At 39.8% G+C, this 14,553-nt stretch carries 7 protein-coding genes; 2 read left to right on the plus strand and 5 right to left on the minus strand.

Going from position 1 to position 14,553, the window contains the following annotated elements; genetic code table 11:
* Position 1 precedes the first annotated feature (1 nt).
* Together ACQY1X_RS12550 and ACQY1X_RS12555 are read left to right on the plus strand one after the other, a co-directional pair.
* A complete protein-coding gene (locus ACQY1X_RS12550) occupies positions 2-4,228 on the plus strand; it encodes an amino acid adenylation domain-containing protein (RefSeq protein ID WP_430014746.1) in 4,227 nt (1,408 codons plus the stop codon).
* 63 nt (positions 4,229-4,291) lie between these two features.
* Positions 4,292-6,295: an ABC transporter ATP-binding protein/permease gene (locus ACQY1X_RS12555; protein ID WP_430012850.1), complete on the plus strand. Its 2,004-nt coding sequence runs from the start codon at positions 4,292-4,294 to the stop codon at positions 6,293-6,295.
* Between the two features lie 311 nt (positions 6,296-6,606).
* On the opposite strand, the gene ACQY1X_RS12560 is transcribed toward ACQY1X_RS12555, so the two are convergent.
* The 5 genes from ACQY1X_RS12560 to ACQY1X_RS12580 all read right to left on the minus strand — a co-directional run bounded on the left by ACQY1X_RS12560 (position 6,607) and on the right by ACQY1X_RS12580 (position 14,491).
* The gene (locus tag ACQY1X_RS12560) at positions 6,607-10,377 is read right to left on the minus strand and encodes a DUF7149 domain-containing protein (RefSeq protein ID WP_430014747.1); all 3,771 of its coding nucleotides are present in this window, start codon (positions 10,375-10,377) and stop codon (positions 6,607-6,609) included.
* A gap of 173 nt (positions 10,378-10,550) precedes the next feature.
* On the minus strand, positions 10,551-11,294 hold the full coding sequence (locus tag ACQY1X_RS12565; protein WP_430014748.1) for a DUF1995 family protein: 744 nt from the start codon (positions 11,292-11,294) through the stop codon (positions 10,551-10,553).
* Positions 11,295-11,638: 344 nt separating this feature from the next.
* Positions 11,639-11,911, minus strand: coding sequence for a hypothetical protein (locus ACQY1X_RS12570; RefSeq protein ID WP_194033480.1), 273 nt, complete (start codon positions 11,909-11,911; stop codon positions 11,639-11,641).
* A 5-nt stretch (positions 11,912-11,916) separates the two neighbouring features.
* Positions 11,917-12,624, minus strand: coding sequence for a hypothetical protein (locus ACQY1X_RS12575; protein WP_430012853.1), 708 nt, complete (start codon positions 12,622-12,624; stop codon positions 11,917-11,919).
* A gap of 121 nt (positions 12,625-12,745) precedes the next feature.
* Positions 12,746-14,491, minus strand: a complete 1,746-nt coding sequence (locus ACQY1X_RS12580; protein ID WP_430014749.1) for a diflavin flavoprotein — start codon at positions 14,489-14,491, stop codon at positions 12,746-12,748.
* Between the last annotated feature and the right edge of the window lie 62 nt (positions 14,492-14,553).

Consider the following 14,553-nt stretch of genomic DNA (forward strand, 5'->3'; position numbering starts at 1 on the left):
TATGACAAAAACAATTGTTGAATTTGTTTGCTACTTACAAAGCTTAGGCATTACCCTAGAAGCCGATGAAAACCGCCTCCGCGCTCAGGCTCCTGAAGGTGTTTTAACTGCTACCCTCCGTCAAGAAATTGGCGATCGCAAACCCGAATTACTACAATTTTTACAACAGGCTAAACAGTCTAAAAGTACCGATTATTTGCCCATTCAACCTGTTGCTAGAGACGGCCATTTACCTCTCTCTTTTGCTCAACAGCGTTTATGGTTTTTACATTATCTTTCTCCTGATAGTCGTTCCTACAATACCCTGGAAATATTGCAAATTGAGGGGAATCTCAATCTGACTGTGCTAGAGCAGAGTTTGGGGGAATTAATTAACCGCCATGAAATTTTTAGAACAACATTCCCTACTGTTTCAGGGGAACCTATTCAGGCGATCGCGATGCCTAGTTCTTTTCGCTTAAAAGTTGACAATTATCAAGATTTATCCCCAAATGAACAATCAACCAAAATTCAACAAGTAGCAGAATTGGAAGCAGGACAAGCTTTTGATTTAACGGTGGGGCCACTGATTCAGTTTAAGCTATTGCAATTGAGTCCCCAGAAGTCGGTGCTGCTGTTGAAAATGCACCATATTATCTATGACGGTTGGTCTTTTGGGATTCTGATTCGGGAATTATCGGCTCTATACGAAGCATTTTTAAAGAACTTAGCCAATCCTCTCCCTGCGTTGTCTATTCAGTATGCAGATTTTGCGGTTTGGCAACGTCAATATCTCTCAGGTGAGGTCTTAGATAAACAACTCAATTATTGGCAAGAACAGTTAGCAACAGTCTCTCCTGTTCTTACTTTACCAACGGATAGACCCCGTCCGGCGATACAAACTTTTCAGGGAGGAGTTGAGCGTTTTCAACTGGATCAAAATGTCACTCAAACTCTTAAAAAGTTAGGTCAAGATCAGGTTGCAACCCTCTTTATGACGTTGTTGGCCGCTTTCGGCGTTTTGCTATCTCGTTATAGTGGTCAATCAGATCTGCTGGTAGGTTCTCCGATCGCCAACCGTAATCAAGCAGCGATCGAACCTTTAATTGGCTTTTTTGCTAACACTTTGGCTTTAAGAGTTAACTTATCGGAAAATCCCAGTTTTTTAGAATTATTAAAACAAGTCAAACAGACAACTTTAGAGGGTTATGCTCACCAAGACCTCCCCTTCGAGATGTTGGTAGAAAAACTACAACCTGATCGTGATTTGAGCAGAAATCCTTTAGTACAAGTTATGTTTGCGCTACAAAATATCTCTCAAGATACTTGGAATCTTTCGGGTTTAAGTATTGAAAGTTTATCTTTATCAGTGGAAGAAACCGTCAGATTTGATCTAGAAGTAAACTGCTGGCAAAATTTAGAAGGTTTAGTAATAGATTGGACTTACAGCAGAGATTTATTTGACACTGCAACAATTGCAAGAATGGGAGAACATTTTCAAAACCTACTTCAGGCAATCATACTCAATCCACAAGCTAAAGTTAAAGAAATTCCTTTATTAGAACCCAAGGAACGTGAGCAATTATTAATATCTTGGAATAATACCAAGACTGATTATCCTCAAGAGCAGTGCATTCATCAATTATTTGAAGCGCAAGTTGAACGGACTCCCAAGGCGATCGCTATCGTCTTTGAAACCCAACAATTAACTTACCGTGAATTAAATCATCAAGCTAATCAGTTAGCCCATTATTTACGAACTTTAGGCGTGGGAGCAGAAGTTTTAGTCGGTATTTGCCTAGAACGTTCTTTAGAAATGATTATCGGCTTATTAGCCATTCTCAAGGCTGGCGGTGCTTATCTCCCTCTTGATCCTGACTATCCCCCTGAACGTCTTCTATTTATGTTAGAAGATAGTCAAGCTTCTTTTTTGATTACCCACAGTTCTTTATTAGAAAAATTGCCTGCTTCTCAAGCAACTCTTATTTGTTTAGATCACATCCAAGAGCAGATTTCTCAATATTCTCAAGATAATCTTCAAAGTGAGTTAACTCCTTCCAATTTGGCTAACGTTATTTACACCTCTGGCTCTACGGGTAAGCCTAAAGGGGTGATGGTTGAACATCGGGGCTTAGTTAACTTAGCGAGTTCTCAAATTCAATCTTTTGCAGTCAAAAATAACAGTCGTGTACTGCAATTTGCTTCCTTTAGTTTTGATGCTTGTATTTCAGAAATTTTGATGACCTTTGGTTCTGGAGCGACTCTTTATCTTGCTCAAAAAAATGATTTATTGCCAGGTCAGCCATTAATGGAAAGGTTAGAAAAGAATAAAATTACCCATGTTACTTTACCCCCTTCAGCTTTAGCTGTTTTACCAAAAAAACCGTTACCCAACTTACAAACTTTAATTGTGGCGGGTGAGGCTTGTCCTCTGGATTTAGTCAAACAATGGTCAGTCGGTAGAAACTTTTTCAATGCCTATGGGCCAACGGAAGCAAGTGTTTGTGCCACGATTGGACAATGTTATCAAGATGATTTAAAAGTGACGATTGGTAAGGCGATCGCTAATGTACAGATTTATATTTTGGATGCCTTTTTACAACCAGTACCCATCGGAGTACCAGGGGAATTATACATTGGTGGAGTCGGAGTTGCGAGGGGTTATCTAAATCGTCCTGAATTAACGGCGGAAAGATTTATTTTTAATCCGTTTGATCCCCCCCTAACCCCCCTTGATAAGGGGGGAGATAAATTTGGAGAAAACCTGGATAATGATAAAGAAATATCATCAAAGTTGTATAAAACGGGAGATTTAGCTCGTTATTTACCCGATGGCAATATTGAATATTTAGGACGCATTGACAATCAGGTAAAAATTCGCGGTTTTCGCATTGAGTTAGGAGAAATTGAAGCGGTTCTGAGTCAATGTCCCGATGTGCAAAATACGGCGGTGATTGTCCGTGAAGATACTCCTGGCGATAAACGTTTAGTTGCCTATGTGGTTCTTACTTCTGACTCCCAGATAACTACTAGCGAACTGCGTCAATTCTTGGCTAATCAATTACCCGCCTATCTCGTTCCCAATACCTTTGTTATTTTAGATGATTTGCCCCTAACCCCCAATGGTAAATGCGATCGCCGTTCCTTACCTATACCCGATGATCAGACCAGAAAAAATATTCCTAAAATTGGCCCGCGTAATTTAGTGGAATTACAATTAGCTCAAATCTGGTCAGAGATTTTAGGCATTAATGATATTGGTATTCAGGAAAACTTCTTTGAATTAGGCGGTCATTCTTTGTTAGCAGTCAGTCTGATCAATCGTATTGAACAAAAGTTAGACAAACGTTTACCATTAACCAGTCTTTTTCAAAATGGAACCATAGCAAGTCTAGCCAAATTACTAGCGCAAGAAACAACTCAGCCAGCCTCTTCACCGTTGATTGCTATCCAGTCTCAAGGTGATAAAACTCCATTTTTTGCTGTTCATCCCATTGGTGGTAATGTGCTATGTTATGCCGATTTAGCTCGTAATTTAGGAACGAAACAGCCGTTTTATGGATTACAATCATTAGGGCTAAGTGAATTAGAAAAAACTGTAGCCTCTATTGAAGAAATGGCAATGATTTATATTGAAGCAATACAAACTGTTCAAGCCTCTGGCCCCTACTATTTAGGAGGTTGGTCAATGGGAGGAGTGATAGCTTTTGAAATCGCCCAACAATTATTGACTCAAGGTCAAGAAGTTGCTTTACTGGCTCTAATAGATAGTTATTCTCCCAGTTTACTTAATTCAGTTAATAGGGAGAAAAATTATGCTAATTCCCTGACAGAAGAATTTAATGAAGATCTCAATATTGCCTATTCTTTCATCAGAGATTTAGCAAGTATCTTTAATCAAGAAATCTCTTTCTCTGGGAGTGAACTTGCTCATTTTACATCAGACGAATTACTAGACAAGTTTATTACTTGGAGTCAAGAGACGAATCTTTTGCCGTCAGATTTTGGGAAGCAGCAGGTTAAAAACTGGTTTAAAGTTTTCCAGATTAATCACCAAGCTTTGAGCAGCTATTCTCCCAAGACGTATCTGGGTAGAAGTGTTTTCTTAGGAGCGGAAGACAGTTCTATTAAAAATCCTGGTTGGCATCAAGTAATCAATGACTTGCAATCTCAATGGATTAGCGGCGATCACTATGGTTTAATTAAAAATCCAGTCCTCGCTGAAAAACTCAATAGCTACCTAGCCTAAAACTTTCAAAAAGACCTGATTATTGTTTAAAATGAATGATCGTTCACCGGTCAGAGGACAAGTATGACAACCCAAACAGCTTCTAGTGCCAATGCCCTTGCTTCCTTTAACCAATTTTTAAGGGATGTAAAGGCGATCGCCCAACCCTATTGGTATCCCACTGTATCAAATAAAAGAAGCTTTTCTGAGGTTATTCGTTCCTGGGGAATGCTATCACTGCTTATCTTTTTGATTGTGGGATTAGTCGCCGTCACGGCTTTTAACAGTTTTGTTAATCGTCGTTTAATTGATGTCATTATTCAAGAAAAAGATGCGTCTCAATTTGCCAGTACATTAACTGTCTATGCGATCGGATTAATCTGTGTAACGCTGCTGGCAGGGTTCACTAAAGATATTCGCAAAAAAATTGCCCTAGATTGGTATCAATGGTTAAACACCCAGATTGTAGAGAAATATTTTAGTAATCGTGCCTATTATAAAATTAACTTTCAATCTGACATTGATAACCCCGATCAACGTCTAGCCCAGGAAATTGAACCGATCGCCACAAACGCCATTAGTTTCTCGGCCACTTTTTTGGAAAAAAGTTTGGAAATGCTAACTTTTTTAGCGGTAGTTTGGTCAATTTCTCGACAGATTGCTATTCCGCTACTGTTTTACACGATTATCGGTAATTTTATTGCCGCCTATCTAAATCAAGAATTAAGCAAGATCAATCAGGCACAACTGCAATCAAAAGCAGATTATAACTATGCCTTAACCCATGTTCGGACTCATGCGGAATCTATTGCTTTTTTTCGGGGAGAAAAAGAGGAACAAAATATTATTCAGCGACGTTTTCAGGAAGTTATCAATGATACGAAAAATAAAATTAACTGGGAAAAAGGGAATGAAATTTTTAGTCGGGGCTATCGTTCCGTCATTCAGTTTTTTCCCTTTTTAGTCCTTGGCCCTTTATATATTAAAGGAGAAATTGATTATGGACAAGTTGAGCAAGCTTCATTAGCTAGTTTTATGTTTGCATCGGCCCTGGGAGAATTAATTACAGAATTTGGTACTTCAGGACGTTTTTCTAGTTATGTAGAACGTTTAAATGAATTTTCTAATGCCTTAGAAACTGTGACTAAACAAGCCGATAATGCCAGCACAATTACAACCATAGAAGAAAATCATTTTGCCTTTGAACACGTCACCCTAGAAACCCCTGACTATGAAAAGGTGATTGTTGAGGATTTATCTCTTACTGTTCAAAAAGGTGAAGGATTATTGATTGTCGGGCCCAGTGGTCGAGGTAAAAGTTCTTTATTAAGGGCGATCGCCGGTTTATGGAATGCTGGCACTGGGCGTTTAGTGCGTCCTCCCCTAGAAGAAATTCTCTTTTTGCCCCAACGTCCCTACATTATTTTGGGAACCTTACGCGAACAATTGCTGTATCCTCTAACCAATAGTGAGATGAGCAATACCGAACTTCAAGCAGTATTACAACAAGTCAATTTGCAAAATGTGCTAAATCGGGTGGATGACTTTGACTCCGAAAAACCCTGGGAAAACATTCTCTCCCTCGGTGAACAACAACGCCTAGCCTTTGCTCGATTGTTAGTGAATTCTCCGAGTTTTACCATTTTAGATGAGGCGACCAGTGCCTTAGATTTAACAAATGAGGGCATTTTATACGAGCAATTACAAACTCGCAAGACAACCTTTATTAGTGTGGGTCATCGAGAAAGTTTGTTTAATTACCATCAATGGGTTTTAGAACTTTCTGCTGACTCTAGTTGGGAACTCTTAAGTGTTCAAGATTATCGCCTTAAAAAAGCGCGAGAAATGTTTACTAATGCTCCGAGTAACAATTCCATAACACCCGATATTACTATCGATAATGGATCAGAACCAGAAATAGTCTATTCTCTTGAAGGATTTTCCCATCAGGAAATGAAACTATTAACAGACCTATCACTCTCTAGCATTCGGAGTAAAGCCAGTCGAGGGAAGGTGATTACAGCCAAGGATGGTTTTACCTACCTTTATGACAAAAATCCTCAGATATTAAAGTGGCTCAGAACTTAACTTTAAATGACTCTAACAAAGGGGCGATCGCGCCTCTTTGAACTGAACTTAGTTTTTCTTGTGTTAAGTAGCTGATTATAAATAGGGTTGGCTGAATAAATGTGAAATGTAGGCAAGGTAAGGTTTTTGTGGCTTTTCTCGCTCCCACAGGTGCAAGATTTTGAGAGAATTGTGCTTCCAAACCTTGCGTCTTCATCGGCCCGCGTCCTGTAGGGGCGAAGCATTCGGGCAATAACCTATCGGTGAAACCGTAGATTTTCTATCCGAATGCTTCGCCCGTACTTTTTCAGCAAACCCTAATTAGGGTTTGGTTAATTTTTTAGTATTTTTGCTTGGGGGAAGTCCAGATATTCTTGTTCTGTTAGGGCAAATTCTGGATCAATGATTTTTACTTCATTATAGGTGAGTTGATAGAGTTTGTAAACTAAGTGATCGATCGCCTTTTCTAATTCGCTCGTATCAGCATGGCGATCGCCTTTTTTAGCAGTGAGAACTTTGTCAACAATGTCAATAATTATATTTTTTTGATGTAAATCTGTAGCTATAATAGGTAGCTTTCTAATATTAATTGGTTTAACTTCGGCAAAAGTTCTATTTTCTTCTTGAGTTAACTGTTTATAAATATAATCAATTAACTTTGAATTTAAAATGCCAACAAGAAATTTGTAATCAAAATCTATTTTATATTCTTCTTTAATCTTCAATATGATTACATTATTCATAGCGTAGTATGAATCAGTATCAATAGTCGCAATTACACGATCCGCAGTCTGTCTAATAATAATTTTATCTTCTTCAAAAAGTTCTTTGTATCGCGCCCAATGCAAACACCACCAAGGTAAAATTCCTTTTTTTGTTTCCCGTTTACTTTCCAATTTATCCTTGTATTTTTCCAAATATGACAAGCAATTTGGATAGTCATTGATATTGACTGATTTTGTAGTATATATGACTTTAAAATCACTTTCATATGTGACGTATTTATTGAAATTGCTTCCTACTAATACATTTCTTAATATAGATGGTTCTATTCCAAGCTCATTTGCTTCAGAAGAATGAATTCTGAATATTTTATCACCAGTAGGTTGAATACCGTTTGCAACCTCAAGAGCAATTTCATCAATTAATTTTATACTGCTAGAATTTCTATCGTTAATAGAGGCTAACAATCTATTAACTCCAAAAACTGAAGATGGAGTGTCTAATACATCAATTTTTGAGTATTTAGAAAATTCAGTTTGTTGAAATAGAATATTAGATTTTTTAAATGATCTTAAATCTGCATATTCAATAAAATAATTAGGATTGACTTCTTTCTTAAATAAAAGAATTGTAGTAGGAACCTCTGCATCATCAAAAACATTATCGCCTAAGTTTATTACTAAATCAATTGAAGATAAAGCAAGAAGGTTTCTTCGCGATTTTTCATACTCATTCTGAAACAAAAAATTATTTGGTATAATTAAACAGTTACATGAATTTTCTTTTGCGATTAGCAAAGTTTTTCCGATAAAGTAATTAAAAGTATCTGTCCATCTAGTGTGACAATCTGAATATTCAAGTTTCATAAACTCTTTTTCGATATCGCATAAGATAGCCCCATAAGGAGGATTCCCAATCACCACATCAAACCCAACAAAATCCCCGTCATCATTCAACACTTCAGGAAACTCAAACCGCCATTCTAAAGCATTATTATACAGCCTACCGCTTTCAATATCTGCAATTTCAGCAGTTAGCTTGTCAATCTCATTATTTAACTTAGTTACTTTTTTCTCCCGCGCTTTTTGCTCCGTCTTAGTCTCCTCAAACAATAAACCCTGATTTTCCAGATTATAAAGTTCCCCTTGTAATTGACGTAACTTCACCTTCTTAGGATCACCAATTAATAAATTGGAACTAAAACCAGCCTTAATCTTAGCAATCAGCGTTTCCATCTGCCGCTTTTGTTCCTTATTTTCCGCATTGCGATAAGTCTGTACCGCATTGCGATATTCCTCAATACTAAACTTCTGCTTCTGTAAAACCTGTTTAACATCCACATCCAAAGCAAAGCGACTAATCAAAGAATTACCACACTTGATATTAATATCAATATTTGGCAAAGTTTCTAAATTGCCATCCTCTCGATAATAAGCATTTTTTAAAAGCTCAATCCATAACCGCAACTGACAAATTGTCACGGAATTAGGATTAATATCCACCCCAAATAAACACCCTTCAATAATCGTCTGTTTCTCATGAAATAAGGCTTGCTGTACCCGTTGCTTTTCTTTATTATTCGGATGATAAGCAAATAAAGTCCCCTCATCATCATAAACCAATAACTTATCGTTTCGCACCTCTACCCGATAATCTTTTAGCGACTTACCCGAAGTATCTAATAAAACCCGTAACTCACTCTTAATCGCGATTATCTCATTCAAAGCTGAAACCAAAAAATGTCCCGAACCCACCGCCGGATCACAAATCTTCAGGCTATTAATAATAACATTTGCCTCTCTTTTGTCCTCAATTCGTTCATATAAATCATCTAAAGTTTGACAATTCCAGCCTTTTACTTCATTAAACTTCTGCACGATCGCTCTTCGTATCGTTTCCCGACACATATACATAGTAATAAAACTCGGTGTATAAAAAGAACCGTCCTTATAACCATTAATCTTTTCAAAAATTAACCCCAACACCGAAGCATTAATTAACTTTTCGCTATCTTCTTGAGGATTTTCTAACTCATCTCGATCGAATTTATAAGCATCCAAAAACTCAAACAAATAAGCCAACGCATTTAACTCACCTACTCGCTTATTACCCTGATTATCTTTTAGCACCGTCGCTGTAAAAATGGGTAAAGTTCGCTCCCGCAAATTGCCAATAAAAATCGTTTGCTGTTCCGTCTCCGTTGGTTCAAATAGCGAACTATTTAAATAAGGTACATGAGCAAAAGTCGTTTTAACCTTAGCCTCGCGCTTATTTGTCTCCCTAGCTAACACATCAAAAAACAAACTATCGAGATCATCATAACTGGGAACTTTCGCCAAATTGAGAAAAGCAAAATCTCGATCGCCTTGATGATATTTAATTAACTGCGCTTCCAATAGTTTGAGAAACAAAACCCGATTAATCCAATTAATTGATAACCGCAACGCCACATTATAAAGCCGTTCCTCATCCGTAGTTCCAAACTCTTCAGGATTTTTTAATTGTGCAATTTTATCTAAACTATCCAACCGACTAATCGCATTTTCAATTAGGGAACCATCACAGCGATCGCCTTCTTTCATTTGTCCGATTAACTTCTTCCCTTTATCCTTAATTTCCGTCAAACCGATAATATACAAAAGCTCATTATAAAAAGGCTTATTTAAAGTATTGCTATCATTAACAAAAGGTAACTTAAGTAAATGTTCTGGCGAAAGAATCTTGTAAATATCAAGCAAATCTAAATTTTCCAGTTCTCGCAGATCAAAATGAGTAAATTTAATTTGCTCAATAACTTTAGTGATTGCTGGCTCGGCAATTTGTTGATAGAAAAAATCCGTTTTTGTACTACTCAGTCTCCCTTCTTCAAAATCGCAAAACTGGTTAACTAGAGCCTTATTAGCAAAAAACAACTCCTCAAAAATCTTCGCATCGAAAATAAACCACTCATAAATATTTGTCACGATCAAGTGTTTAATCTCAAGATTTTTATCCGTCACCCTTTCGCGGAGAAAATATAAAACTAACTGCTGAAAAGCCTTAGTGTTGAGATGATCCAGTCTTGGCATTTCTGCATTTATTGTCCGAGTAGGTTTCTTCGTCTCAAAAATGACCCCCACTGGACTTTTAACATCCTGGTTATTATGAATCACCAGATCAATGCGCTCTTTTGTATTGATAAAATAGCGATCAGTATAATAGGTATTTTTTAAAAAATCTATCAGCAAATTTTTATTAAACTCTTCCGACTTTTTGCTGTCACATTGCTCCAACAAGCGCGTCAAATTAGCTTGAAAAACCTGAATTGTTTCAGTATCAGGCTTAATTTTCAAGTACACCCGATTTAAGGCTTGTTTGAGTTCTCGCTTATTGATGATCATAAAAGTTTACCTCTAGGGAAACTACCGACTAATCTTATTATAGCATTGCCAAATGATCGGTTAAAATAAAAGAACAAAAGTTGCAATCGAGGTCAATCTGTCGAAGCCAAGAATTTCTAACAGCAATGGGGAAAAAATCCCCCGTTAAGCTACGCTGTGACGGGGGGAGTATGTCACTGTTGTAATGCTTTTAAGAAGCGTCCCATCGTGGCAAATAAACCCGACTTTTTGGCTTTGTTAGCAGGATTAGAACTATCATCGGGATTATTGCTAGAAGCTTTCAGAATCAGATTTTCTAAAGCTTCGCCCATGGGTTTAGTGGATTGTTCGGAAATTAACTCGTAACCGTCTTCTTTTTCTAGCCAAACTTGCCACAAGGAAGGATAGGAACGATAAACGATCGCTGATTCCAAGGGACGAAAATAATAACAACTTTCTAGGATACTTAAAAATCTTTCTCGCAATTGTCGGGCTGCGTAACCGATACCCACTACCGATACATCTTCTAATTGAGGAATTAGAAGAACTACGGGACGATCTTCGGCCAGGTTACAGAGTTTTTCTACGGAATTAATCTCCACCGAGGAGGGACAAACAACTAAAAAAGCTTCATCTTCGGGCTTAATTTTGTTTTCGATGGGAATAAAACGACTACCTAAATCTCCCAGTTGAAAAACTGTTTCTCCCCAATCCCGTCGAGCTAACATGGCGGCTCCAGTATCGGGAAAAATTACCCTTAAACCAGAACCATAACCGTCAAAAATAGAGGTAAAATCAAGGGCTAAAGCTTGCGCTTGTAGAGCAATTTCTGGAATAACTAATTCCACTTGTATGCGTCTAGCTCCCGATTCTAGAGCCAGTTGGGTGGCGGCTTTCGCTTGCAGGATTGTTTCTTCTAGGGAATTGGGTAGGGTCATTTCAGTTATCAGTTATCAGTTATCAGTTATCAGTTATCAGTGACTACCTCTGGTCGTCGGTGGCTTAAAATCAGAAAGATTTTAATTTTTATAAAAGGTAGGGTTGATTCATGAATGAACCCTACGTCCTGTAGGGGCGAAGCATTCGGGCAATAACCTATCGGTGAAACCGTAGATTTTCTATCCGAATGCTTCGCCCGTACTTTTTGCCGCAAACCCTACTTAAGTTTAGATGAAGTATGACGATATCTGGCATCATCCCCAGCATTAAGATAAATCCTATAAAATACCTTTAGTTTTTAAGAAGAAAGTCGGTAATCGGGGAAAAGGTGAGGAGAGAAAGCTTACGAAAGCTGATAGGAGCCGTGACGTTGGGCATAATAACCGAGAATTGCCGTGACCAGAGGGCGATCGCTTTCCTGAAAAGTCTCGGTATAGTTAATTTCTAGACTACTGATCTGACTTTGGTGATAATCGAATTGTTGGAACTGCTGGGGGGTGAGATGGGTTTCCACACCTTGAACCTGTTGTAAATGGCTGGCTAATTCTCGATAGATAGCCAAGGGCATTCGCGGATAAATAATAGTTTGTTTTTGTTGAATAGCAATCGATCGCACGGGTTTTATTCTCCTGATTCGGGAATATTATAACTGATCGAGGCCTGCGGTGCGGTGGCGGGTTCGGGGACACCATCCCCTAGGCGACGGGTAATAGTTTGACCGTATTGTTCTAAGACAATAGAGGGGTTATCGGGATTAGTATTGATCGCTTTAACTAAAATTAAACCATTAGAGAGGGTAGAACCGGGGATAACTCGACGTTCCGTGGCTTCTCCGGGGGCTTTCACGATCGCCATAGGGGTGGTAGGCAACCGGAGAATGCCCGATACTTGCACTTCTTCCGCTTCCGTCGGTTGCGGTGGTGGTGGCGGCCCTTTCACTATCGGTGGTCTGGGGGTGGGAGGATTGCCCATTGGTGCGGGTGCGGTACCCACCGGAGTCCCAGCCGGGGGTTCTTCCGCCACTGTGATTGTAATATTTGGTTGTACGGGAAAGGGGGCAAAGGGATCCCTGCGACCGCGATTAATTTCTGCCCGTTTTTGGTCGGGATCGGTGGCGGGAATCAATCCAGGTATCCTGAGGGTGGCTGGTTCGGTAGCCGGTTGCCTAGGATTGCTAAAGGCGGGTGGTTGGGCAGCCGGGGGACTGGGAGAGGGGGTGGGGGTTTCTTGGGTAATCGGTGGGGATTGATTAGCTTGGTCAGAAGCTGGACATCCCACCAACAATAAAGCGACACTCCCCACCGATAGGATTAGCGGCAATTTTTTCATGGGGAAACAAAGACAAAATGGCCCGGTCGGACAGCCTTAGATAATAACATAACATTCGTTTCCCAGAAATCTAGGCTGATTACACGGGGAAAGTCAGGAACTTTGCCCCGTTAGTCCAGTTTTAATACTGACTACCGGATTTGCGATGACCGATGGCGGTGACACCGTTACCATCCAAAACTTGACCCCGCTCGACCGTGGCATAGACTAACCAGCGATCGCCGCAGAGTTGTCGCTCTTTGACCGTACACTCTAGATAGGCGAGACTTTCGCTTAAAATCAGACAGCCATTTTCCCCGACTTGGGTTTCTAATTCCGTAAAGACATCGCTGCCGGATTTGATGCAATTGGAAAAATGGCGGCGTAAATTGCGCCCTTCCTTGAGAATATTCAAGGTAAAGGCGGTTCTGGAGTTAATTAGGCGATCGGCGGCTTGTTCGTCAGCAACGGCGATAATTAGCCCCGGGGGGTTAAAACTGGCTTGAGATACCCAAGAGGTCAAGAAACCAGCATGATCCTCGCCCTGACGAGTGGTGAGAACAGAAAGGGAACCGACGATCCGACCAACGGCCTGGGCAGTGCGATCGATTTGTGTTTCGGTCATTCCCTGTTGGGGAACCCGCAATTTTTTGGTTTTTTTCAAGGTCTGGGCGAAGGTTTCTCCGGCTGAATAACCTGCTTGTAAACTGCTTTCTGTGGGGCTAAAACGCACGCGCAAAGACTCAAAACCGAGGCGATAATTGGCATCTTTGAGTTTAGTTTCAATTAAATCTACAGCTTCCCCACTCCAACCGTAGGAACCAAAAACCCCAGCTAATTTAGTTTTTGCTGCCGTGGAAAGAACGATTCCTAAAGCGGTTTGAATTTGGGTAGGAGCGTGACCAGCTAAGGTGGGAGAACCGATAATAAATCCGTCACAATTTTCGATCGCTTGACTAATTTCGGTGGGGGTGGCAAACTCACAATTTATTGATTCTACGGCCAGATCATTTTCTAATAATCCTCGTTCGATCGAGCGGGCGAGGGTGGCAGTATTTCCGTAGGCAGAAGCATATAATAAAGCCACTTGTAGGGGTCGAGTTTTTTGTTCTTGACACCAATAGCGATAATCGTGGGCAAGACGACTAAGACTATAACGAATTATCGGACCGTGGGCAGGTGCATAATATTGGGCGGGAAATTCTTTAATTTTGTCGAGGGCTGTTTCTACTGTTTTAGATTGCACGGCATGGAGACAATCAAAATAATAACGACGATCTGCGTCTAATTCTTTCCAATTTTTATCCCAAATATCGTCACTGCACAGATGCACACTAAAGAATTTATCGCTGTATAAAATTTGGGTTTTTTGGTCAAAAGTGCAGATTCCATCAGGCCAGCGGGGGGTAGGGACATTAATAAAACTGAGTTGATGACCCTGCCCTAAATCAAGGATTTCATCGGTTCGTATGCCCAAAATTTGGGCATCAGGCAGGGCATTTTTCAGGGTATTGACGGCAGCTTTAGAACAGAGGATGGTGATTTGATGGGTTTCGGCTAATAATGCCCTTAAAGTGACGATACGGTTGGGATTAACGTGACTTAGAATTAGATAATCAAGACGATGTAAGGGGACATATTGACGAATTTCTTCTAAATAAATTTCGGTGAAGGATTCTCCAGGAGGATCGATTAAGGCGGTTTTATCGCCCCAGATAAGATAGGAATTAGCGGTGGTTCCCCGTTGACGAGCATATTCTATTTCAAATTTTAATCTGTCCCAAGTACGCGAGCGAAAAACCCAAGTTTGATCGGCAATTTCGGCGGTTTGAACATCGCGGGGGCGATTATTGATAGCAGTATTAGCAATTAAGGTAGTAGTGGTCATAGTTGTTAATTTGGGTGTGGGGTGTTGGGTGTGGGGTGTTGGGTGTGGGGTGTGGGGTGTTG

This window comes from Microcystis protocystis FBCC-A270 (assembly GCF_050500235.1).
In the GTDB taxonomy this organism is placed as follows: Bacteria; Cyanobacteriota; Cyanobacteriia; order Cyanobacteriales; family Microcystaceae; genus Microcystis; species Microcystis ichthyoblabe_A.

Excerpts from the sequence above, each read along its gene's own strand:
- ACQY1X_RS12580 (WP_430014749.1), bottom strand. The coding sequence starts at position 14,491 with ATGACCACTACTACCTTAATTGCTAATACTGCTATCAATAATCGCCCC.
- ACQY1X_RS12550 (WP_430014746.1), top strand. The coding sequence starts at position 2 with ATGACAAAAACAATTGTTGAATTTGTTTGCTACTTACAAAGCTTAGGC.
- ACQY1X_RS12555 (WP_430012850.1), top strand. The coding sequence starts at position 4,292 with ATGACAACCCAAACAGCTTCTAGTGCCAATGCCCTTGCTTCCTTTAAC.
- ACQY1X_RS12575 (WP_430012853.1), bottom strand. The coding sequence starts at position 12,624 with ATGAAAAAATTGCCGCTAATCCTATCGGTGGGGAGTGTCGCTTTATTG.
- ACQY1X_RS12560 (WP_430014747.1), bottom strand. The coding sequence starts at position 10,377 with ATGATCATCAATAAGCGAGAACTCAAACAAGCCTTAAATCGGGTGTAC.
- ACQY1X_RS12565 (WP_430014748.1), bottom strand. The coding sequence starts at position 11,294 with ATGACCCTACCCAATTCCCTAGAAGAAACAATCCTGCAAGCGAAAGCC.